A 23,039-nucleotide genomic window follows, 5' to 3' on the forward strand; every position below is an offset into this window, starting at 1 on the left:
GGCCGATCGGTTTAGCTGCCGCCCTCGTCCCCTCCCCTGCCCGACGAAGCCCGCGACCATGACCACCTCCCGGACGACGCGCCGTCCCCTCGTGATCGCCGCCGTCATGGCGGCGATGGCCATGGTGGCGATCGAGGCGACCATCATCTCGACGGCGATGCCCGGCATCGTCGGCGAGCTCGGCGGGCTGTCGCTCTATGCCTGGGTGTTTTCCGGCTTCCTCCTGACCCAGACCGCCGCCACCATCGTGTTCGGCAAGCTCGCCGACATCCATGGGCGCAAGCCCGTGCTGCTCACCGGCATCGCGGTGTTCCTGGCGGCCTCGGTCATGTGCGGCTTCGCCTGGTCGATGCCGGCGATGATCGCCTTCCGGCTGATCCAGGGCATCGGCGCGGGCGCGATCCAGCCGGTCTCGCTCACCATCGTGGGCGACCTCTACTCCGCGCAGGAGCGCGGGCGGATCCAGGGCTTCCTCGCCAGCGTCTGGGCGATCTCGGCGGTGGTCGGGCCGGTTGCGGGTGGCTTCATCATCGCGCACGCCTCGTGGTCGTGGATCTTCTGGATCAATCTGCCGGTCGGCCTCGTCGCGAGCGGGCTGTTCATCGCCTTCCTGCACGAGGGCGAGCGGCGCGAGCGCCGGCCGGTCGATGCGGCGGGCGCCGCCCTGTTCACCCTGACGGTCGCGGCCCTGATGGTGGCCCTGACCGAGGCCGGCGAGGCACGCTGGACGATCGTCGGCATCGCCGCCGGGCTCGGGATCGTGGCGGCCTTGCTGCTGGCGTTCCAGGAGCGGCGGGCGCGGGAGCCGGTGATCGACGCCGCGCTCTGGCGCCGCCGGCCGATCGCCGCCGCCAATGCCACCTCGCTGCTGGCCGGCATGGCGCTGATCGGGCTCACCACCTTCCTGCCGATGTACGTCCAGGGCGTGCTCGGGCAGACACCGATCGTCGCCGGCATGGCGCTCACCGTGATGGTGCTCGGCTGGCCGATGGGCGCGACGCTGGCGGCGCGCTCCATCCACCGCTTCAGCCTGCGCCGCATCCTGGTCACCGGCAGCCTGATGCTGCCGCTCGGCGCCATCGCCGTCGTGACGCTCCAGCCCGGCAGCCACCCGGTCCAGGCCGGGGCCGGCTCGCTGATCATGGGCTTCGGCATGGGGCTGGTCAGCAACGCCTCCCTGATGCTGATCCAGGAGATCGTGCCCTGGACCCAGCGCGGCAGCGCCACCGCCTCGAACATCTTCTCGCGCAACCTCGGCAGCACGCTCGGCGCCACGGTGTTCGGCGCGGTGCTCAACCACGGGCTCTCGGCGGCGGGTAGCACCGTCACGGCGGACAGCCTCCAGCAGGCCCTGGCGGCGGGCGGCCTGCCGGGCGAGGCCGAGACCGTGCGGCTGGTGCTCCAGCACGCCCTGCACCAGACCTTCTGGGCGGTGCTGATCATCTCCGCGGCGGCCTTCGCCACGGCGCTCCTGGTGCCGCACGTGGCCCTCGGGCGGGCGCGCGAGGTGCCGGCGGAGTAGGCCTCTCTCAAGAAGCCCGCGCCCGCGGATGGGCGGCGTCGAAGGCGTCGAGCAGGCGGGCGGCATCGACCTTGGTGTAGACCTGCGTCGTCGCCAGGGAGGCGTGGCCCAGGAGTTCCTGGATCGCCCTGAGGTCGCCCTGGCGGGCGAGCAGGTGGCTGGCGAAGGAGTGGCGTAGCGCGTGCGGCGTCGCGGTCGAAGGCAGCCCCAGCGCGCCCCGCATCGACGCGACGGCGAGTTGCACGATGCGCGGCGAGAGCGGACCGCCCTTGGCACCGACGAAGAGCGGACCCTCCGGCGGCAGGGCGTAGGGGCAGAGTTTCAGGTACTCCTCCACCGCGGCCTGGACCTGGGCGATGGCCGGCACGCTGCGGGTCTTCTGGCCCTTGCCGACCACCGTCACGGCGTCGACCCCATCGATGGGCGCATCGCGCCGCGTGAGGCCGAGCGCCTCCGAGATGCGCAGGCCCGAGCCGTAGAGGAGCGCCAGCACCGCGGCGTCGCGGGCCAGCACCCAGGCCGGGCGGTCCTCGCCGGCGCGGATGTCGGGACTCGCCATCGCGACCGCGGCGGCGACGGGAAGCGGACGGGGCAGGCGCCGCTCGACCTTGGGCGAGCGCACCGCCGACAAAGCCGCGACGCTGCCATGGCCCTCCCGGTCGAGGTGGCGGGCAAACGAGCGCAAGCCGGCGAGTGCCCGCATCAGGCTGCGCCCGCCGACGCCGTCCTGGCGCCGCGACGCCATGAAGCCGCGCACGTCCCGGGGCTTGAGCCCGATCAGGGTCGGGATGTCGGGATTCCGGCCCCCCTTGGCCAGGTGGGCGAGGAACTGGCGCAGATCGCGCCGATAGGCCTCGACGGTATTGGGCGACAGGCGCCGCTCCGAGGCCATTCCTTCGAGCCAGGTAATGGCCGCCGCCCGCACGTCGGGGGCGCCGGGCAGCAGCAGGTCGACGGGGTCTGCGTCGGACATCGGGGGCCGGGCTCCGGTTGGGGGGAGACGAGTAGGCCCCGGATCGGGTTTATGGTGGGTTGACGCCCCCGGTCAGGCGGGGGTGAAGCGCAAGGTGACGCCGTGGCGGGCGCTCGCGCCCGGCGCCAGCAGGCGTTGCGAATCGCGCTCCGCCAGCTCGCCGGAGAAACCCATCCAGTCGGCGTGGCCGGTCCAGCATTCGAGGGACAGGAACGGCGCCGTCGGCTTGGTCCAGACCGCGAGATGCGGGAAGTCCTCGACCTCCAGGGCGATGGTCGCGCCGGAGGGAGCGGTGAAGCGCATCGCCCGGCTGCGGGCGTTCAGGAACACCAGCGCCTCGGTGAACATCTCGGGATCGAGGGGCAGGGTGTCGCCGGCGAGGGGCAAGGCCCGCTCGCTGCGCACCAGCAGCCCGCCGGGCCCGACCTCCGGCACCGCCGGCCGCTCGGGATGCGCGAAGTGCACCGCGTAGCCGCCCCCGGCCACCCGTTCGCCGCCGGCGAAGGGCCAGGGAAAGGCCGGGTGGAAGCCGAGGCCGTAGGGCAGCGGCTCGGAGCCGGGATTATGGACCTCGCAGGCGAAGGTCAGTGCCCCGTCGGTCACCGTGGCGGTGACGTCGAGGCGGAAGGCGAACGGATAGGACTGACGGGATTCCGGCGTGTCGGTCAGGCGCAGGGTCACGCTGTCCTCGGCCTGCGCCACCACCGTGAAGCGGCTGTCGCGGGCAAAGCCGTGCTGCGCCATCGGGTAGCTCGTGCCCGCCACCGTGACGGCGCCCCCGGCGGAGGCGCCGACGACCGGGAAGAGCCAGGGCGCGTGCCGGTTCCAGTGCGCCGGATCGCCCGACCACAGGTACTCGGTGCCGCCGACCCGCCAGGAGACCGGCTCGGCGCCGGCGAGGGCGAGGCGGGCGGCGGTGGCGCGGTGGCGGATCTCGACGGTGTCGGTCATCGGGGCCTCATGCAGCGGCGGGCTGTCAGAAGGCCCGCGCGTGAACCCTCCCCCCTCTGCGGGGGAGGGTGGCGAACGCAGTGAGCCGGGAGAGGGGCAGCGCGACGTTGATCCAGTTGGCGCCCGTCAGAACGGCTCCGCTTTATCCGGAAACGGCGTCCCCTCTCCCGCCCCACTCCGTGGGGCACCCTCCCCCGCAGAGGGGGGAGGGTTCAAGGGGTGCGCCCGTCAAAAACGCCTGTTTCGGGCAGATGAGCCGCTCACCCCCGCCGGGCGTTGTTGCTGCGCCGGGGCTGGCGGGGACGCGGCGGGACCTCGGCCTCGCCCCCGGCCAGGGCCTCGACCTGGAGGTCGGCCGGGCCGGTGCGCGGGAAGGTGTGGGCGAAGCGCTCGGCGGCGCCGCCGCGAACCTCGAACTTGGTCTCGCGGTCGAAGATGCGGATCGCGCCGATCTCCTCGCGGGTCACGTCGCCGCGGCGGCACAGCATCGGCAGCAGGCGGCGCGGATCGGCGTTGTCGCGCCGGCCGACATTGAGGCGGAACCACACACTCGACCCGAACGGGGCGCGCGGGCCGTCCCGCGGGGTGGTCTCGCGCTTGGTCGTCGCGCCGCGGCCGGTGGTGAAGCCCGGATCGGTGACCTCCTCGGGCGCCGGCAGGCGCGAGCGGTAGGCCCGCACCAGGGCGGCGGCGAGATCCTCGGCCGAGCGCTGGGCGAGCAGCGACTGGGCCATGGCGCGGTCCTCGTCGCTCACCTCGTCGGTGACGAGCGGGTCCTGGAGCAGGCGCTCCTGGTCGAGGGCGCGGATCTCGTCGGCCGGCGGCGGGCCGGACCAGACCGGCACCACGTTCGCCCGCACCATCAGCTCCTCGGCCCGGCGGCGGCGGGACGGCGGCACCAGCAGCACGCTGATGCCCTTGCGCCCGGCCCGGCCGGTGCGGCCGGAGCGGTGCTGCATCACTTCCGCATCGTTGGGCAGCTCGGCATGGATGACGAGGCCGAGCCCCGGCAGGTCGATGCCGCGGGCGGCGACGTCGGTGGCGACGCAGACCCGCGCGCGGCCATCGCGCAGGGCCTGGAGGGCGGCGTTGCGCTCGCCCTGGCCGAGCTCGCCCGAGAGCGCCACGGCCTGGAAGCCGCGCTCGGTCAGCACCGCCTGGAGGTGGCGCACGGAATTGCGGGTGTTGCAGAACACGATCGCGGTGCGCGCCTCGATCTGGCGCAGAGTGTTGACCACCACCAGTTCCGTCTCCCGCGGCAGGATGCGGAAGGCGCGGTACTCGATGTCGGCATGCGCCTTGGTCTCGCCGACCACCGCGATCCGCTTCGCATCGCGCTGGTAGGACTCGGCGAGCGCCACGATGGCCTTCGGCAGGGTGGCGGAGAACAGCAGGGTGCGCCGCTCGGACGGCGTCGTGCCGAGGATGAACTCCAGATCCTCGCGGAAGCCGAGGTCGAGCATCTCGTCGGCCTCGTCGAGCACCACGGCGCGCAAGGCCGACGGGTCGAGGTTGCGGCGCTCGAGATGGTCGCGCAAGCGGCCCGGAGTGCCGACCACGATGTGGACGCCGTCGGCGAGCCAGCGGCTCTCGCGCCGCGGGTCCATGCCGCCGACGCAGGAGACGACGCGGGCGCCGGCCGGGCCGTAGAGCCAGGACAGCTCGCGGTGGACCTGGAGCGCCAGCTCGCGGGTCGGCGCGATCACCAGCGCGAGCGGCGCGCCGGGCGCGGGCAGCATCTCGGCGTCGCCGAGGAGGGTGCGGGCGAGAGCGAGGCCGTAGGCGACGGTCTTGCCGGAGCCGGTCTGGGCCGAGACGACGAGGTCGCGCCCCTCGGTCTCGGGCTCGAGGACGGCGGCCTGGACCGGCGTCGGGTCTTCGTAGCCGCGGTCGGCGAGGGCCTTGGCGAGGGGGGCGGGTAGAACAGGAAAAGGCACGTGGATTCGATCCCAGGTAATGGCGACGCGCGGGGATCGAATCGGCTCCGGAGACCAGGCTTTGTAGCACATGGCCTCATCAGAGGGCCGGCCGCATGGCGGCGGGCGCTCGCGGCGCGCGGGGAATCCCTACGGTCTTTTCGTGGAGGAGGCAGCCATTACAGGGGTTGGGGCCGGAGGTCCACCCCGCACCCCGCATGGGTGGCACCTCCTCAAGGGATGCCCCGGACGGGGTGATTTTCGGCGGGATGATTCTCGGGGATCACCCCTCGATGATCGCCCGGATCCGCCGCGCCAGCAGGTCGACCGGGAAGGGCTTCGTGACCATCTGCATCCCGGGCGCGAGAAACCCCGCCATGGCGGCGTTCTCGGCATAGCCGGTGATGAACAGCACCTTGAGCCCCGGGCGATGCTCGCGGGCGGCGTCGGCGAGTTGGCGGCCGTTGAGGCCCGGCAGGCCGACATCGGTGACGAGGAGGTCGATGCGGGCGGCGCCCCTCAACGCGGCGAGGCCGGCCGGGCCGTCCTGCGCCTCGAGCGCCCGGTAGCCGAGGTCGCGCAGCACGTCGACGATGAGGCTGCGCACCGCCGGCTCGTCCTCCACCACCAGCACGGTCTCGCCGCTGCCGGCGGGCGGCGCGGCCGGGCCGGGGGCCGGGCCCTCGGCTTCGGCGAGGGGCCCGTCGTGGCGCGGCAGGTAGAGCGCCACGGTGGTGCCGCGGCCGACCTCCGAGGCGATGACCGCGTGGCCCTCGGACTGGCGGGCGAAGCCGTAGATCATCGAGAGCCCCAGGCCCGTGCCCTGGCCGATGGGCTTCGTGGTGAAGAACGGGTCGAAGGCGCGGCGCACCACCTCGGGCGGCATGCCGGTGCCGGTATCGGTGACGGCGAGGCGGATATAGGCGCCCGGCGCCACGTCGCCGTGGGCGGCGGCGAAGACCCCGTCGAGGGTGACGTTGCGGGTCTCGATGGTGAGGTGCCCGCCGTCGGGCATCGCGTCGCGGGCGTTGATGGCGAGGTTGAGGATCGCGCTCTCGAGCTGGTTGGCGTCGCAGAGCGTCGGCCACAGGCCCTCCGTGAGGCGCGTCTCCAGGGTGACGGTCTCGCCGAGCGTCCGGCGCACAAGATCCTCCAGGGAGGCGACGAGGGCGTTGGCATCGACGGGGCGCGGGTCGAGGGGCTGGCGCCGGGCGAAGGCGAGCAGCCGATGGGTCAGCGCCGCGGCCCGGTGGGCCGAGGTCAGGGCCGCCTCGATGTAGCGCGCGGCCACGTCGGTGCGGCCCTGGGCCAGGCGCGTCGACAGGAGGTCGAGGGAGCCGACGATGCCGGTGAGCAGGTTGTTGAAGTCGTGGGCGATGCCGCCGGTGAGCTGGCCCACCGCCTCCATCTTCTGCGACTGGCGGAAGGCCTCCTCCAGCTCGCGCTGCTCGGTCACGTCGCGCCCGACCGCGTGCAGGTGCTCTTCCCCCGGCACCGCGGTCCAGGACAGGATGCGGTAGGAGCCGTCGGCGTGGCGGTAGCGGTTCTCGAAGAGCAGCGTCGCGTGGCCGTCGGCGAGGCGCCTGGTCTCCGCCAGCGTGCGCTCCCGGTCGTCCGGGTGGACGAGGTCGAGGAACGGGCGGCCGATGAGATCCTCGGCGGTCCAGCCGAGCACCGCGTGCCAGGCGGGGTTGAGCGCCGCGATCGTGCCGTCGAAGCGCGCGACCAGCATCACGTCCTTCGACAGGCGCCACATCCGGTCGCGCTCGCGGGTGCGCTCGGCGACCTGGGCCTCCAGGGTCTCGTTGACCCGCCGCAGGGCATCCGCCGCCTCCCGCCGGACCCGGGCGAGGCGCAGGTTGGTCTCGACGCGAGCCAGCAGCTCGCGGGCCGAGAACGGCTTGATCAGGTAGTCGTCGGCGCCCGCGGCCAGTCCCTCGATGCGGGCCTCCTCGCCGGCCCGGGCCGAGAGCAGGATCACGGGGATGCCCCGGAGCGCGGGATCGTCCCGCAGGGCGGCGAGCAGGCCGAACCCGTCGAGGCCGGGCATCATCACGTCGGAAAGGACGAGGTCCGGGGCGTGGCGGCGGGCCGCCGCCAGAGCCGCCTGCCCGTCGCCCACCGCCTCGACGACGTGGCCGCTGTCGCCGAGCAGGCGCCCGACATAGGCCCGCATGTCGCCGTTGTCGTCGGCGAGCAGCACCCGGCCGGTGAGGCCGGCCAGGGACGGGCGGGGCGCCTCGCCGAGATCGGCGGGACCCGCAGCCTCCTCGTCGAGCCAGCGCGTCGCCTCCTCGACGAAGACGTGGGAGCGGGTGGCGGTCGACACCCCGGCCCGGGCGGCGCGGATGCGGTCCTGCGGCAGGTGGGCCCGGCCCAGCGGCAGGCTCACCGTGAAGGTGCTGCCCTCGCCCACAGCGCTCTCGACCCCGACCGTGCCGCCATGCAGCCGGACCAGCTCCTGGACCAGGGCGAGCCCGATGCCCGATCCCTCGAAGCTGCGCCCCTGCGCGCCCTCGACCCGGTGGAAGCGCTCGAACAGCCGCGGCAGCTCGGCCTCCGGGATGCCGAGGCCGGTATCGGCCACCGACAGCACCGCCCGCTCCCCTTGCGCGCCCAGCCGCACGGCGATGCGGCCTCGAAGCGTGAACTTGAAGGCGTTGGAGACGAGGTTGAGGACGACCTTCTCCCACATGTCGGGATCGACGAAGGCCGGCTCCGGCAAGGGAACGCAATCGACGTCGAGGACGAGGCCGGCCTTGTCGGTGGCCGAGCGGAAGCTCGAGGCGAGTTCCGCCGTGAAGCGGGCGAGGTCGAGGGGCTCGAAGGCGGCCTGCGCCCGGCCGGCCTCGATGCGCGAGAAATCGAGCAGCGCGTTGACGAGCTTCAGCAGCCGCAGGCCGTTGCGATGGGCCAGCTCCACCAGGCGGCGCGTGTCGGGATCGAGGGTCGCGGGCGCGCAATCCAGCACCTCGGTCAGCGGCCCGAGCATCAGGGTCAGGGGCGTGCGGAACTCGTGGCTGACGTTGGAGAAGAACACCGTCTTCTGCCGGTCGAGCTCGGCGAAGGCCTCGGCCCGGCGCCGCTCGGCCTCGTAGGCATTGGCGTTGGCGAGCCCCGTGGCGATCTGGCCGACGAACAGGTCGACGAAGCCGCGATATTCCTCGTCGAGGGGCCGGTAGGGGTTCAGGCCCGCGACGAACACCCCGGCCGGCCGGGCCTGGCCCTGCTGGGCGATCGGCACGACCAGGGCATGGGTGGGGGGCCGGTCCCAGGGGCCGGCCGGCAGCCCGGCGAAGAGGGGGCCGAGATCGGCGACGGCCACCGGCTTCGGGCCGGCGGCGTCGAGATGCACCATCGCGGCCGCAGCGGCCTCCGCCGCCCGCCCGGCGGCCGGGTGATCGGACCCCAGTCCCGCCCGGGCCAGCAGGGCCGGCGCATCGCCCGCCAGATAGGCGAGCGCCACCGGCAGGTCGCGGGTGCCCTCCCCGAGGCAGGCGGCCACCACGGCTCCGACCTCCGAAACGGTGCGCGCTGCCGCCATCCCGGTCCCGAGATCGCGCAGGCAGCGCAGGCGCCGCTCGCCGATCACCCGTTCGGTCTCCTCCGAGACGACGCAGAGCATGCCGGTGACGGTGCCGGACTCGTCCGCCAGCGGGCTGTACGAGAAGGTGTGGTAGCTCTCCTCGGTGAAGCCGCGCCGCTCCAGGAACAGCAGCAGCGCCTCGTCCCAGGTCGCCTGGCCGGTGCGCAGAACCTGGGCGATGCGCGGGCCGATATCGGGCCAGATCTCGGCCCAGACCACGTCGGAGCGGGAGCCCAGCGCCCAGGCTTCCTTGACGCCGAGCGTCGGCTTGTAGGCGTCGTTGCAGAAGAAGGTGAGGTCGGGTCCCCACGCCATCCACATGGCGAAGCGGGAGCCGAGCATGATCCGCACCGCCGTGGTCAGCGATGGCGGCCAGGCCTGGACCGGCCCGAGGGATGTCGCCGACCAGTCGTGGGCGCGCAGACGTGCGCCCATCTCGCCACCGCCGGGGAACAGGATCTCGTGCGCGTTCGGCCGGTTACCGGGCATGAGTATAGGGTCCCGCATGCCCTCGCGATGGCACGGGCGCCCCGGACTGTCAAAAACCAAACTTAAGAAATGTGAAATGCACGCGGCTGCCGTCGCGGATCAGGCGCCCTGCACCGGCCGCCCGGTCAGGGCCTCGCCGATCTCGGCCACGATCGCCTGCGGGGTGGCGCCGACCGAGACCACGAGCGGGCGCTCGTCGGGCGCCGGCTCCTCCAGGGTGCGGAACTGGCTGTCGAGCAGGCTCGTCGGCATGAAGTGCCCGTGGCGGGCGGCCATGCGCCGGCCGATCAGCTCGCGGTCGCCCTTGAGGTAGACGAGGCGCACGTCCGGCCGGTCCCCGACCAGGACCTCGCGATAGGCGCGCTTGAGGGCCGAGCAGGTCACCACCCCGTGCCGCCCCTCGGCGCGGAGCCGGTCGATCCAGGCCGCGATGGCCGCGAGCCAGGGCCAGCGATCCTCGTCGGTGAGGGGGGAGCCGGCCTGCATCTTCTCGACATTGGCGGGAGGATGGAAATCGTCGCCGTCCTCGAACTCCCAGCCGAGCCGGCCGGCGAGCAGGCTCGCCACCGTGGTCTTGCCGGAGCCGGAGACGCCCATCACGACGATGACCGCCGGGGGAGCCGGGTTTCCTGCGGCATTGTCCATCGTCGCGTGCCCTCCCGTTTTCTTTGTCATTCTCAAACAGATGATACCGCGCTGAGCGCCTGACCCTCCCCCCTCTGCGGGGGAGGGTGGCGAACGAAGTGAGCCGGGAGAGGGGCAGCGCGACGCTCTTCCAGGGATCGCCCTTCATCGGGCGCGCGGCCTCTCCGGAATCGTGGTTCCCCTCTCCCGGCCTGCTCCGCAGGCCACCCTCCCCCGCAGAGGGGGGAGGGGTATAGCCGTCGCGCTCACATGTGCAGCGCGCGCTTCTCCACCGCCAGCGCGGCTTCCTTCACCGCCTCGGTCAGGGTCGGGTGGGCATGGCAGGTGCGGGCGATGTCCTCGGACGAGGCGCCGAACTCCATCGCCACCGCGACCTCCATGATGAGGTTGCCGGCATCGGGCCCGACGATGTGGACGCCGAGCACCCGGTCGGTCGACGCGTCGGCCAGCACCTTCACGAAGCCGTCGGTGGTGTGGTTCACCTTGGCGCGGCCGTTGGCGGTGAACGGGAACTTGCCGATGTTGTAGGCGATCCCGTCCTTCTTCAGCTCCTCCTCGGACTTGCCGACCGAGGCGACCTCCGGCGTGGTGTAGACCACGTTCGGGATCACGCCATAATTCACGTGGCCGGCCTTGCCGGCCAGGATCTCGGCCACCGCGACGCCCTCGTCCTCGGCCTTGTGGGCGAGCATCGGGCCGGCGATCACGTCGCCGATGGCGTAGAGGCCGGTGACGTTGGTGGCGTAGCGGTCGTCGGTCTGGATCCGGCCCTTGTTGTCGAGCTGGACGCCGACCGTGTCGAGGCCGAGGCCCGCGGTGTAGGGCGTGCGGCCGATGGCGACGAGGACCACGTCGGCCTCCAGCACCTCCGCCGCGCCGCCCGCGGCCGGCTCGACCGTGACCTTGGCGCCGTTCCCGGTGCGCTCGACGCCGGTGACCTTCTGCGACAGGCGGAACGCGATGCCCTGCTTGGCCAGGATGCGCTGGAACTGCTTGCCGACCTCGCCGTCCATGCCCGGCAGGATCCGGTCGAGATACTCGACGACGGTCACCTCGGCGCCCAGCCGCCGCCAGACCGAGCCGAGTTCGAGGCCGATCACGCCGGCGCCGATGACGACGAGCTTGCCCGGGACCTTGGTCAGGTCGAGGGCGCCGGTCGAGGAGACCACGACCTCCTCGTCGATGGTCACGCCCGGCAGGTTGGCGACGTCGGAGCCCGTCGCGATGACGACGTTCTTGGCTTCCAGGATCTGGTTGCTGCCGTCCTCCGAGGTGACCTCGACCCGGCCGGCGCCGGCCAGCCGCCCGGTGCCCTGGAAGGCGTCGATGCCGTTCTTCTTGAGCAGGAACGCGACGCCCTTGGTGTTGCCGTCGACGCCGTCCTGCTTGAACGCCATCATCTTAGGCAGGTCGAGCTTCGGCTCGCCGACGGTGATGCCGAGCACCGGGAAGTGCTTGGTCGCCTCCTCGAACGCCTCGGACGCGTGGAGCAGGGCCTTCGACGGGATGCAGCCGACATTGAGGCAGGTGCCGCCATGGGTCGGGCGCTTCTCGACCACGGCGGTCTTCAGGCCGAGCTGGGCGGCGCGCAGGGCGCAGACGTAGCCGCCGGGGCCGGTGCCGATGACGACGAGATCGTAGGAGGACATGCGGGACTCGCGAGGTTGGGCGCGGCGGGCCTTCACGGCGCCGCCGCCGGATGAGTGATGGATGAGGAGGGCGGCTAGCGGCCGCCCGAGATCGTGAGCGTCGCGCCGGTGGCGTAGGAGGCCTCGTCCGAGAGAAGCCACAGCACCGCGGCCGCGACCTCGTCGGCGGTGCCGGCGCGCTTCATCGGCACGAGCGGGCTCAAGCGCGCCAGCCGGTCGGGCTGGCCGCCGCTGGCATGGATGTCGGTCTCGATCAGGCCGGGGGCGACGCCGTTGACGCGGATCCCCTCCTCGGCGACCTCGCCGGCCAGGCCGGTGGTGAAGGTGTCGATGGCGCCCTTGGAGGCCGCGTAGTCGACGTACTGCCCCGGCGCACCGAGGCGGGCCGCGACCGAGGAGAGGTTGACGATGACGCCGCCCTGCCCGCCGTGGCGGGTCGACATCCGCCGCACCGCCTCGCCCGCGCACAGGAACGAGCCGACGACGTTGGTGGTCATCATCCGGTGAAGGCGCGCGAACGTCATCTCGTCGACCCGGGCGGCGTAGTCGACGACGCCCGCATTGTTGACGAGGCCCCCGAGCGTGCCGAGGGCGTCGGCGGCCCGGAACAGGGCCGGGATGTCGGATTCGACCGCGACGTCGCTCCGCACCGCGAGCGCGGTGCCGCCGGCTTCCTCGATCTCCCGCACCAGGGACTCGGCGGCGTCCTTGGCCGCGACGTAGGAGAAGCAGACCCGCCAGCCGGCCCGTGCCGCCCTCAAGGAAACCGCCCGGCCGATGCCGCGGCTGCCGCCGGTGACCACCAGGACCTTGTCCGTCATTGCCGTGCTCCCCGATGACGAGAGACCCCTCCCCCAGGCGACGAAGCTATCCGGGAGGAAAAAAGAGGCGCGGGCTTCCCCTCTCCCCGTGGGCGGGGAGAGGGCTGTGTTCCCGTTCAGGGAATACAGCAAGCGCAGGCGCAGCCGGAGCGAGGGTGAGGGGGTATCTCCGGATGTGGCTCCTCCGGATATACCCCCTCACCCTCGCGGCGAACCTGCGGTTCGCAGCTCGCTCCGTCGACGACAAGGTCGCCGGAGCCCTCTCCCCGCCCGCGGGGAGAGGAGGAAACCCGCGCCACTCTCGTCACGCAAGTTTTCCGAAGGCCCCTCCCCGGGTGGGGCAGGGGCTCTGGTTTCAGCCGAACCTCAGAGGTCGAGCACGAGGCGCGCCGGGTCCTCCAGGGCCTCCTTGACCCGCACCAGGAAGGTCACGGCCTCCTTCCCGTCGACGATCCGGTGATCGTAGGACAGGGCGAGGTACATCATCGGCCGCGCCTCGATCTTGCCGTTGCGCACGACCGGGCGCTCCTCGATGCGGTGCATGCCGAGGATGCCGGATTGCGGCGCGTTGAGGATCGGGGTCGACATCAGCGAGCCGTAGATGCCGCCGTTGGTGATCGTGAACGTGCCGCCCTGCATGTCCTCGATCGACAGCTTGCCGTCGCGGGCCTTGCGGCCGAAGCCGGTGATGGCCTTCTCGATGCCCGAGATCGACAGCCGGTCGGCGTCGCGCACCACCGGCACGACGAGACCCTTGTCGGTGCCGACCGCGATGCCGACGTGGTAGTAGTTCTTGTAGACGATGTCCTGGCCGTCGATCTCGGCGTTCACCGCCGGCACGTCCTTCAGGGCGCCGATCACCGCCTTGGTGAAGAAGCCCATGAAGCCGAGCTTGGCGCCGTGCTTCTTCTCGAACACGTCCTTGTATTGCTGGCGCAGGGCCATCACCGCGCCCATGTCGACGTCGTTGAACGTCGTCAGCATCGCGGCGGTGTTCTGCGCGTCCTTGAGGCGCCGGGCGATGGTCTGGCGCAGCTTGGTCATGCGCACCCGCTCCTCGCGGGAGGCATCGTCCGGCGCGGACGGGGCGCGGGCGACCTGCGGGGCCGGGGTCGGGGCGGGAGCCGAGGCGCCGGACGAGATCGCCGAGAGCATGTCGCCCTTGGTGACGCGGCCGTCCTTGCCGCTGCCCTTCACCGACGACGGATCGACGCCGGATTCCTGGGCCAGACGCCCGACGGCCGGGCCGTTGTCGCCGGCCGAGTGACCCTTCGGGGCGGCGGCGCCGTGGCTGCCGTACGAGGCGGACGAGGACTTGGCGGGCGCCTCGGCGGCGGCCTTCGGGGCCTCCTTGGGAGCCTCGGCCTTCGGAGCCGCGCCGTTGCCGGCGGCGGCGCCGCCCTCGACGATCGAGCCCAGCAGCGCGCCGGGCTCGACCGTCTCGCCGTCCTTGGCGACGATGTCGCCGAGCTGGCCGGAGGCCGGGGCGTTGACCTCGAGGGTGACCTTGTCGGTCTCGAGCTCGACCAGCGGCTCGTCGGCCTTCACGGTGTCGCCGGGCTTCTTGAACCAGCGGCCGATCGTGGCCTCGCTCACGGACTCGCCGAGCGTCGGGACGCGGATTTCGGTGGCCATGTCTTCCGTCAGGGTTGGGGCGGTGGGGTGCCCGGAAAAGGATCAGGCGGCGCCCCGGAAGGGGCGCCGGTGACGAGGGATCAGACCGCCAGGGCCTCGTTGAGGAAGGCCTGGAGCTGGTCGAGGTGCTTCGACATCAGGCCGACGGCGGTCGAGGCCGAGGCCGGGCGGCCGACGTAGCGCGGGCGCTTGGAGGCGGAGCCGGCCTGGTTGAGGACCCATTCGAGGTAGGGGTCGACGAAGGCCCACGAGCCCATGTTCTTGGGCTCCTCCTGGCACCACACCACCTCGGCGTTGCGGAACCGGGAGATCTCGGTGGCGAGCGACTTCAGCGGGAACGGGTAGAGCTGCTCGACGCGCATCAGGTACACGTCGGAGATGCCGCGCTTCTCACGCTCCTCGTAGAGGTCGTAATAGACCTTGCCCGAGCAGAGCACGACGCGCCGGACCTTGTCGTCCTTGACGAGCTTCACGCCGTCCTGCGCCTTCTCGGCGTCGTCCCACAGCACCCGGTGGAAGGTCGAGCCCTCGGCGATGTCGGCGAGCGCCGAGACCGCCCGCTTGTGGCGCAGCAGCGACTTCGGGGTCATCAGCACCAGCGGCTTGCGGAAGTCCCGCTTCAGCTGGCGGCGCAGGATGTGGAAGTAGTTCGAGGGCGTCGTGCAGTTGGCGACCTGCATGTTGTCCTCGGCGCACATCTGCAGGTAGCGCTCAAGACGCGCCGACGAGTGCTCCGGACCCTGGCCCTCGTAGCCGTGCGGCAGCAGCATCACCAGGCCCGACATGCGCAGCCACTTGCGCTCGCCGCTGCTGATGAACTGGTCGACCACGACCTGCGCGCCGTTGGCGAAGTCGCCGAACTGCGCCTCCCACAGCACCAGGGAGTTCGGCTCGGCCAGGGAGTAGCCGTACTCGAAGCCGAGCACCGCCTCCTCCGAGAGCATCGAGTTGATGACCTCGTAGCGGCTCTGGCCGTCCTTGATGTGGTTGAGGGGCGTGTAGCGCTCCTCGTTCTCCTGGTCGATCACCACCGAGTGGCGCTGCGAGAAGGTGCCGCGCTCGACGTCCTGGCCCGACAGGCGGACCCGATGGCCTTCCGTGAGGAGCGAGCCGAAGGCGAGCGCCTCGGCGGTCGCCCAGTCCAGGCCCTCGCCGGTCTCGATCGCCTTGGCGCGGTTGTCGAGGAAGCGCCGGATGGTGCGGTGCAGGTGGAAATCCTGCGGCACCGTGGTGATGGCGTGCCCGATCTCCCGCAGGGTGTCGGCCGGCACGCCGGTGCGGCCGCGGCGCGGGTCGTCCTCGTCCTCGCGCACCGCCTTCAGGCCCGACCAGCGGCCGTCGAGCCAGTCGGCCTTGTTGGCCTTGTAGGCGGTGGCGATGTCGAACTCGCTGTCGAGGGTGGCGCGGAACTCGGCCTTGCGGTCCTCCAGCTCCTTCTGGCTCAGCACGCCGCTCTCGGTCAGCCGCTTGCCGTAGGTCTCCAGCGTCGAGGGATGCTTGCGGATGATCTGGTACATCTTCGGCTGGGTGAACGCGGGCTCGTCGCCCTCGTTGTGGCCGAAGCGGCGGTAGCAGAGCATGTCGATCACGACAGGCTTGTGGAACTTCTGCCGGTACTCGGTGGCGATCTTGGCCGCGAAGGTGACGGCCTCGGGGTCGTCGCCGTTGCAGTGGAAGATCGGCGCCTCGACCATCTTCGCCACGTCGGACGGATAGGGCGAGGAGCGCGAGAAGCGCGGATCGGTGGTGAAGCCGATCTGGTTGTTGATGATGAAGTGGATCGAGCCGCCGGTGCGGTGGCCCTTCAGGCCCGACAGGCCCAGGCATTCCGCCACCACGCCCTGGCCGGCGAAGGCGGCGTCGCCGTGGATGAGGAGCGGCAGCACGGTGGTGCGCTGCTCGTCGCCGGTCTGGTCCTGCTTGGCGCGCACCTTGCCGAGCACCACCGGATCGACGATCTCGAGATGCGAGGGGTTGGCGGTCAGCGACAGGTGGACGGTGTTGCCGTCGAAGGCCCGGTCGCTCGAGGCGCCGAGGTGGTACTTCACGTCACCCGAGCCCTCGACCTCGGCCGGGGAGGACGAGCCGCCCTTGAACTCGTGGAAGATCGCCCGGAAGGGCTTCGACATCACGTTGGCGAGCACGTTGAGGCGGCCGCGATGGGCCATGCCGAGCACGATGTCGGTGACGCCGAGCGCGCCGCCGCGCTTGATGATCTGCTCGAGCGCCGGGACCATCGCCTCCGAGCCGTCGAGGCCGAAGCGCTTGGTGCCGGTATACTTGAGGTCCAAGAACTTCTCGAAGCCTTCGGCCTCGATCATCTTGTTGAGGATCGCCCGCCGGCCCTGCTCGGTGAACGAGATCTCCTTGTCCTTGCCCTCGATGCGCTCCTGGATCCAGGCCTTCTCCTCCGGATCGGAGATGTGCATGAACTCGACGCCGAGCGTCTGGCAGTAGGTCCGCTCCAGGATCGCGACGATCTCCCGGATGGTGCCGAATTCGAGGCCGAGCACGTTGTCGAGGAAGATCGGGCGGTCCCAATCGGACTCGGCGAAGCCGTAATGCTGCGGGTGCAGCTCCTCGTGGTCGCCGCGCGGCTGGAGGCCGAGCGGATCGAGCTTGGCGTGGAGATGGCCGCGCATGCGGTAGGCGCGGATCAGCATGATCGCGCGGACCGAATCCTTGGTGGCCTGGAGCACGTCGGCCGGGGCGACGGGCTGGCCCTTGGCCTCCTGCTTCGCCTTGATCTTCTCGCCGACCGCCTTCTCGACCTGCGCCCAGTTGCCGTCGAGCGCCGAGACGATCTCGCCGTTGGCGGCGATCGGCCAGTTCGGCTTCGCCCAGGACGCGCCCTCGGCATTCTTGACGACGATCGCGCTCTCCTCCTTCAATCCGGAGAAGAAGCTGCGCCACTCGGGATCGACCGCGTTGGGGTCCCGGGTGTAGGTCGCGTAGAGCTCCTCGATGTAGTCGGCGTTGCCTCCGTAGAGGAACGAGGTTCCGAGGAGGGCGTCGTTCGCGTCCTGGCGTGCCATGGCGATCTGTCTATCCGCGCTGGTCGATCGGGGGCCGGCTTCTCTCCCTCAGTTGAGGCGGGAGGATGGCGGGGGATCGACGGTGGGGGCGTCCGGTCTCACCGGACGCGAGGATGTCTTACGCACTCAAGAGAGTTGACGTTTGCTTGCGATATGGGTGCGGAACCGGAATTCCGCACGCCACGCCTGCCATGCGCGAGGCGAAGGGCTTTTTAGCCCTTCAGGACCTCGACCAGGGTCTTGCCGAGACGGGCCGGCGACGGCGAGACGCGGATGCCGGCCTCCTCCATCGCGGCGATCTTGTCCTCGGCGCCGCCCTTGCCGCCCGAGATGATCGCGCCGGCATGGCCCATGCGGCGGCCGGGAGGGGCGGTGCGGCCGGCGATGAAGCCGACCATCGGCTTCTTGCGGCCGCGCTTGGCCTCGTCACGGATGAACTGCGCCGCCTCTTCCTCGGCCGAGCCGCCGATCTCGCCGATCATCACGATCGACTCGGTCTTGTCGTCACCTAAGAACATCTCCAGCATGTCGATGAACTCGGTGCCCTTGACCGGGTCGCCGCCGATGCCGACCGCCGTGGTCTGGCCGAGGCCCTCGTTGGTGGTCTGGAACACCGCCTCGTAGGTCAGCGTGCCGGAGCGCGACACGATGCCGACCGAGCCCGGACGGAAGATGTTGGCCGGCATGATGCCGATCTTCGACTCGCCGGCCGTCACGATGCCGGGGCAGTTCGGGCCGATGAGGCGCGACTTCGAGCCTTCGAGCGAGCGCTTGACGCGCACCATGTCGAGGACCGGGATGCCTTCGGTGATGCAGACGATCAGCGGGATCTCGGCGTCGATCGCCTCGCAGATCGCGTCGGCGGCGCCCGGCGGCGGCACGTAGACCACCGAGGCGTCGGCGCCGGTGGCGTGGCGGGCTTCCTTCACAGTGTCGAACACCGGCAGGCCGAGATGGGTCGCGCCGCCCTTCCCCGGCGAGGTGCCGCCGACCATCTTGGTGCCGTAGGCGATCGCCTGCTCGGAGTGGAAGGTCCCGTTCTTGCCGGTGAAGCCCTGGCAGATGACCTTGGTGTTCTTGTCGATGAGGATGGACATGCGTGTCTTTCCGGCGTGCGTGTTCAGATCGGACGGAACGGGTTCACCACACGGACCGAGCCGTAGGTCTGCCCGTCATTGAGGTCTTCGCTGTAGACGACCGGGGCATCGAGCCGTTCGGCCGCCGCGATGATCGCTGCGTCCCAGTAGTTGATCCGGTAGCGGTCGCAGATCTCGGCCGCCCGCGTGACGCTCTCGAAGGTGATGGGCGAAACGTGACGGTCCCGCAGGATGTCCATCCACGCGATCGCTTCTGCCGAGGTGAACGGCGTCTTCGACTTGCGCGTGGCGTTGTAGAAGAATTCCTGCAAGACCTGTCCCGAGATGCCGAAATCCGTCTCCGCGATGAGCAGGCGGGCGCGCTCGTACTTGCTGGGTGCCGAGAAGCGGCCGAGGGCCGCATAGATCAGCACGTTCGTGTCGAGGAAGCAGTCAGGGCTCATAGGAGCGCGTCCTGCTCCACACGTCCGACCCGAGGTCGCCGGTGGTGGCGTCGATCAGGGCGAGCAGACGCCGACGGTTGTCGGCATAGGTCTCGGCCCGGCCCCGACGCCGGTCGTGGAGGGCGGCGCGGCCCTCCTCCGGCTGCTCGTCCAGCACGGCCATGATCGCGCGGTGACCCGGATTGTGGATCTCCACGGGTGCGAGCGCGACGAGGTCCCTGGCATGCTGCTGAAGCAGGTCCTCGATCGAGGTCTGCCGCGCCCGCGCCACGCTGGCGACGCGGTCGAGGGTCGTCTCGTCGAGGTCCAGGATCACCTTCGTCATCGCTCGCTCCGATCGTCCGGGTCGGCCCCGCGTCCTTTAGCCCTTGCGCACCGCCGCGACGATCTTCTGCGCCGCGTCGTCGAGGTCGTCGGCCGGGATCACGTTGAGGCCCGAGGAGCGGATGATCTCCTTGCCCTTCTCGACGTTGGTGCCCTCGAGGCGCACCACCAGCGGAACTTGCAGGCCCACGGTCTTCACGGCCGCGATCACCCCGTTGGCGATCACGTCGCACTTCATGATGCCGCCGAAGATGTTGACCAGGATGCCCTTCACGTTCGGGTCGGCGGTGATGATCTTGAAGGCCGCGGTGACCTTCTCCTCCGAGGCGCCGCCGCCGACATCGAGGAAGTTCGCCGGCTCCTCGCCGTAGAGCTTGATGATGTCGAGCGTCGCCATGGCGAGACCGGCGCCGTTCACCATGCAGCCGATGGTGCCGTCGAGCGCGATGTAGGCCAGGTCGTACTTCGAGGCCTCGATCTCCTTCTCGTCCTCCTCGGTGATGTCGCGCAGCTGCACGATCTCCGGGTGGCGGTAGAGGCTGTTCGAGTCGAACGAGATCTTGGCGTCCAGGCACTTCAGGTGCCCGTCCTTGGTGACGATGAGCGGGTTGATCTCCAGCATGCTCATGTCCTTGGCGGTGAACGCCCGGTAGAGCTTGGTGGTGAGGTCCTCCGCCTCCTTGGCGAGCGGGCCGGTGAGGCCGAGCGCCTTGGCGACCGCGCGGCCGTGATGCGGCATCACGCCGGTGGCCGGGTCGACCGAGAAGGTGATGATCTTCTCGGGCGTGTCGTGGGCGACCTGCTCGATGTCCATGCCGCCCTCGGTCGAGACCACGAAGGCGACCTTGCCGGTCTCGCGGTCGACGAGCATCGACAGGTAGAACTCGGTCTCGATGTCCGAGCCGTCCTCGATGTAGAGGCGGTTGACCTGCTTGCCGGCCTCGCCGGTCTGCACCGTCACGAGGGTGCGGCCGAGCATCTGCTCGGAGAAGGCCTTGACCTCCTCGACCGACTTGGCGAGGCGCACGCCGCCCTTCTCGCCGGCCTCGGCCTCCTTGAACTTGCCCTTGCCGCGCCCGCCGGCATGGATCTGGGACTTCACGACCCAGAGCGGGCCACCCAGCTCGTTGGCGGCGGCCTCGGCCTCGGAGGCCTTGAAGATGGCGCGGCCGTTCGAGACCGGCAGGCCGAACTCCTTGAGGACGGCCTTGGCTTGATACTCGTGGATGTTCATGGGGCGACAAGCTTTCTGAAAGTCAGGCGGGGCGTGCGTGCAGAGGCGGCGCGGGGAAGGCCCCCGCGCCGCTCAAATCCGGGTTACGCCAGCGCGCCGTTGATGCCCTTGCAGGCCTCGACCAGGCCCTTCACGGAATTGACCGACTTCTCGAACATCGCCTTCTCCTCACCGGAGAACTCGACCTCGACGATGCGCTCGACGCCGTTCTCGCCGATCACGATCGGCACGCCGATGAACAGGCCGTCGACGCCGTACTGGCCGGTGAGGTGGGCCGCGCAGGGCAGGACCCGCTTCTTGTCCTTGAGGTAGCTCTCGGCCATCGCGATCGCCGAGGCGGCGGGCGCGTAGAAGGCCGAGCCGGTCTTGAGCAGGTTGACGATCTCGCCGCCGCCTTTACGGGTCCGCTCGACCATCGCGTCGAGCTTCTCCTGGGTGGTCCAGCCCAGCTTGACGAGGTCGGGCAGCGGCACGCCGGCCACCGTCGAGTAGCGCACCAGCGGCACCATGTCGTCGCCGTGGCCGCCGAGCACGAAGGCGGTGACGTCCTCGACCGAGACCTGGAACTCCTCGGCCAGGAAGTGGCGGAAGCGGGCCGAGTCGAGCACGCCGGCCATGCCGACGATCTTCTTCGGGTCGAGGCCGGAGAACTTCTGCAGCGCCCACACCATCGCGTCGAGCGGGTTGGTGATGCAGATCACGAAGGCGTTCGGGGCGTGGGTCTTGATGCCGGTGCCGACCGCTTCCATCACCTTCAGGTTGATGCCGATCAGGTCGTCGCGGCTCATGCCGGGCTTGCGCGGCACGCCGGCGGTCACGATCACCACGTCGGCCCCGGCGATGGCGCTGTAGTCGCTGGCGCCGGAATACTTGGCGTCGAAGCCGTCGACCGGGGCCGACTCGGCGATGTCGAGGCCCTTGCCCTGCGGCACGCCGTCGGCGATGTCGAACAGCACGACGTCGCCCAGCTCCTTGAGGCCGGCGAGGTGCGCGAGCGTGCCGCCGATCTGTCCAGCGCCGATGAGCGCGATCTTCTTGCGTGCCATGTCAGAACCGATCCTTCGCGGTGTGGTGGAACCGTCGTGGGCCGGGGTCCGCTCGCGAGGAGCCCGCGCCGGCGGGTGCCTCTTTGGCGAAAAAAGCCGGGGCCGACAACCCGAAGGCCCGGCACGAGGCGCCAAGGCGCCGCCGCGGCCGCGTTCAGGGGCCGTCACACGACCAGAAACTTCCTTTCTGATCAATGCTTTGCCCTGAACTCCGACCGATTGTTACATTTTCGATAGTTTGTCAGCGCCGCTACAGCGTGCCGATGCGCAGGATTCGCAGCATCGCCCGGATGACTGCGCCGAGGCGGGTCTCGATCAGGTCGCGGGGCATCTCGGCGTCGAGCTGGATCGAGACCGGGTGCAGGAAGCGGTGGCTGGTGTCGAAGATGAAGGCGATGCCGCGCTCGCGGTCGCGCAAGGAGAATGTGCCGGCATTCATCCCCTCCTCGATCACCCGCTCGACCAGCTGGCGCAGGCGGCCGCGATGGCGCCGGGCGATCGGCCGGGACTCGACCGTGGCGTCGCGGTGGACGGCGAACAGGTGCGGGTCCCGCGCCAGCACCTCGCGCTGCATCGAGGCGAGCGCCAGCAGCAAGCGTTCGAGCTTGTCGTCGGCGGGGTCCGGCGCATCCGCGATGGCGCCGAGCTCGGCCTCGACCTCGCGCAGCCAGCGGCCCGCCACCGCATCGACGAGGGCGGTCTTCGACGGGAAGTAGCGGTAGACGTTGGCATGCGTCATGCCTGCCTCGGCCGCGACCCCCACCACCGTGACCTGCCGGTGGCCGAGCCGGCGCAGGTGGTCGGCCGCGATGGCAAGCAGCCGCGCATCCGCCGAGGGTGGCACCGGCCGGGCGCGGGCGTTCGGGCCGGGGGAGCTTGAGCCGGGATAGTTCGGGCCCGTTGAGAACGGCGGGTCCGCCGGATGCGTCTCGTCGCGGGTCTGGGCGCCGGGGCGGCTGCGGGGCATGGAACTCGAAAGACAGTCAGGATCGACGGCGCGACGATCCCGCCAGGGTAGCGGCCGGCTGGCGCCAGGAGAAGCCCCGCTCCGGCGCCTTGGAGCCGCAGTCGTCAGACCCGGTAGCGCCGGTGCAGGCTCGACACCACGTCCTCCGCCAACCCCAGCCGCTCGGCGAGATAGGCGAGATACAGTTGGTTGACTCTGCGGCGCTGGTCGACGGCGAGCAGCGAGGCGACGTAGGCATAGGCGCCGAGATCGGCGTCCAGGATCGCGTCGAGCAGGTCGCCGAGCGCCAGCGGCGCGGCGAGCGCCTTGTCGAGGCGCTGGCGCTCGGCCTCCGCGGCGCTGATCCGGGCCAGCGCGTCGCGCACCGGGGCCGGGTCCTGCCGCCGCCCCTGCGCCAGGAACGCCGCCGCCATCGCCTGGATGACGAGGTCGCGCTGCGCGGGCTCCAGCACCCTGAGGTTCAGGGTCAGCGGCACCAGGGTCTGGTGGCGGTTCTGCAGGAAGGCGTGCAGCACCTTCTGGCTCAGGGCCTCGGTCACCACCGCATCCGCCCGGCCGGCCCGCCGGTCGCGCCGCGAGGCCCGGACCGGAGCGGCCGGGTCTTGCGCCGGGCCTTGCACCTCCTCGGCCGGATCGCCGCCGCCGAAGGCGCGGGTGAGGAAGGCGAAGCTCATGCGGGATTCCGGGCCGGACCTTTCAAGTCCCG

The 23,039-nt window shown here is 70.9% G+C and carries 17 protein-coding genes; 1 reads left to right on the plus strand and 16 read right to left on the minus strand.

Features of this window, described 5'->3' with window-relative positions; all coding sequences use genetic code 11:
- Positions 1-58 precede the first annotated feature (58 nt).
- Complete coding sequence (locus tag HBB12_RS23735) at positions 59-1,522, plus strand: MDR family MFS transporter (protein ID WP_236991616.1); 1,464 nt, start codon at positions 59-61, stop codon at positions 1,520-1,522.
- 7 nt (positions 1,523-1,529) lie between these two features.
- On the opposite strand, the gene HBB12_RS23740 is transcribed toward HBB12_RS23735, so the two are convergent.
- From HBB12_RS23740 to HBB12_RS23815, 16 genes are all read right to left on the minus strand, one after another.
- Positions 1,530-2,495 (minus strand): tyrosine recombinase XerC, encoded by a 966-nt coding sequence (locus tag HBB12_RS23740; protein WP_236991617.1) that lies wholly within the window; start codon positions 2,493-2,495, stop codon positions 1,530-1,532.
- A 72-nt stretch (positions 2,496-2,567) separates the two neighbouring features.
- Positions 2,568-3,446, minus strand: a complete 879-nt coding sequence (locus HBB12_RS23745; protein ID WP_236991618.1) for an aldose 1-epimerase family protein — start codon at positions 3,444-3,446, stop codon at positions 2,568-2,570.
- Positions 3,447-3,706: 260 nt separating this feature from the next.
- A complete protein-coding gene (locus HBB12_RS23750) occupies positions 3,707-5,383 on the minus strand; it encodes a DEAD/DEAH box helicase (protein WP_236991619.1) in 1,677 nt (558 codons plus the stop codon).
- A 262-nt stretch (positions 5,384-5,645) separates the two neighbouring features.
- Positions 5,646-9,437 (minus strand): ATP-binding response regulator, encoded by a 3,792-nt coding sequence (locus HBB12_RS23755; RefSeq protein ID WP_236991620.1) that lies wholly within the window; start codon positions 9,435-9,437, stop codon positions 5,646-5,648.
- 99 nt (positions 9,438-9,536) lie between these two features.
- Complete coding sequence (locus tag HBB12_RS23760; RefSeq protein ID WP_236991621.1) at positions 9,537-10,082, minus strand: gluconokinase; 546 nt, start codon at positions 10,080-10,082, stop codon at positions 9,537-9,539.
- Between the two features lie 245 nt (positions 10,083-10,327).
- Complete coding sequence (gene lpdA / locus HBB12_RS23765) at positions 10,328-11,731, minus strand: dihydrolipoyl dehydrogenase (protein ID WP_236991622.1); 1,404 nt, start codon at positions 11,729-11,731, stop codon at positions 10,328-10,330.
- A 74-nt stretch (positions 11,732-11,805) separates the two neighbouring features.
- Entirely contained in the window at positions 11,806-12,552 is a 747-nt protein-coding gene (locus HBB12_RS23770; RefSeq protein ID WP_236991623.1) for an SDR family oxidoreductase, read from the minus strand.
- Between the two features lie 366 nt (positions 12,553-12,918).
- On the minus strand, positions 12,919-14,187 hold the full coding sequence (gene odhB / locus HBB12_RS23775; protein WP_236991624.1) for a 2-oxoglutarate dehydrogenase complex dihydrolipoyllysine-residue succinyltransferase: 1,269 nt from the start codon (positions 14,185-14,187) through the stop codon (positions 12,919-12,921).
- Between the two features lie 80 nt (positions 14,188-14,267).
- Positions 14,268-17,222 (minus strand): 2-oxoglutarate dehydrogenase E1 component, encoded by a 2,955-nt coding sequence (locus tag HBB12_RS23780; protein ID WP_236991625.1) that lies wholly within the window; start codon positions 17,220-17,222, stop codon positions 14,268-14,270.
- Between the two features lie 212 nt (positions 17,223-17,434).
- Positions 17,435-18,319, minus strand: coding sequence for a succinate--CoA ligase subunit alpha (gene sucD / locus HBB12_RS23785; protein ID WP_236991626.1), 885 nt, complete (start codon positions 18,317-18,319; stop codon positions 17,435-17,437).
- Between the two features lie 23 nt (positions 18,320-18,342).
- Entirely contained in the window at positions 18,343-18,762 is a 420-nt protein-coding gene (locus HBB12_RS23790; protein WP_236991627.1) for a PIN domain-containing protein, read from the minus strand.
- Positions 18,752-19,087: a hypothetical protein gene (locus HBB12_RS23795; protein ID WP_236991628.1), complete on the minus strand. Its 336-nt coding sequence runs from the start codon at positions 19,085-19,087 to the stop codon at positions 18,752-18,754. The genes HBB12_RS23790 and HBB12_RS23795 overlap by 11 nt, the downstream gene beginning before the upstream one ends.
- Positions 19,088-19,123: 36 nt before the next feature.
- On the minus strand, positions 19,124-20,320 hold the full coding sequence (gene sucC / locus HBB12_RS23800; protein ID WP_236991629.1) for an ADP-forming succinate--CoA ligase subunit beta: 1,197 nt from the start codon (positions 20,318-20,320) through the stop codon (positions 19,124-19,126).
- An 83-nt stretch (positions 20,321-20,403) separates the two neighbouring features.
- Entirely contained in the window at positions 20,404-21,366 is a 963-nt protein-coding gene (mdh, locus tag HBB12_RS23805; RefSeq protein ID WP_048427895.1) for a malate dehydrogenase, read from the minus strand.
- A gap of 250 nt (positions 21,367-21,616) precedes the next feature.
- Positions 21,617-22,333 (minus strand): TetR/AcrR family transcriptional regulator, encoded by a 717-nt coding sequence (locus HBB12_RS23810; RefSeq protein ID WP_236991630.1) that lies wholly within the window; start codon positions 22,331-22,333, stop codon positions 21,617-21,619.
- Between the two features lie 104 nt (positions 22,334-22,437).
- On the minus strand, positions 22,438-23,007 hold the full coding sequence (locus HBB12_RS23815; protein ID WP_236991631.1) for a DUF533 domain-containing protein: 570 nt from the start codon (positions 23,005-23,007) through the stop codon (positions 22,438-22,440).
- Between the last annotated feature and the right edge of the window lie 32 nt (positions 23,008-23,039).

The sequence above is a fragment of the Methylobacterium sp. SyP6R genome, assembly GCF_019216885.1.
GTDB lineage: Bacteria > Pseudomonadota > Alphaproteobacteria > Rhizobiales > Beijerinckiaceae > Methylobacterium.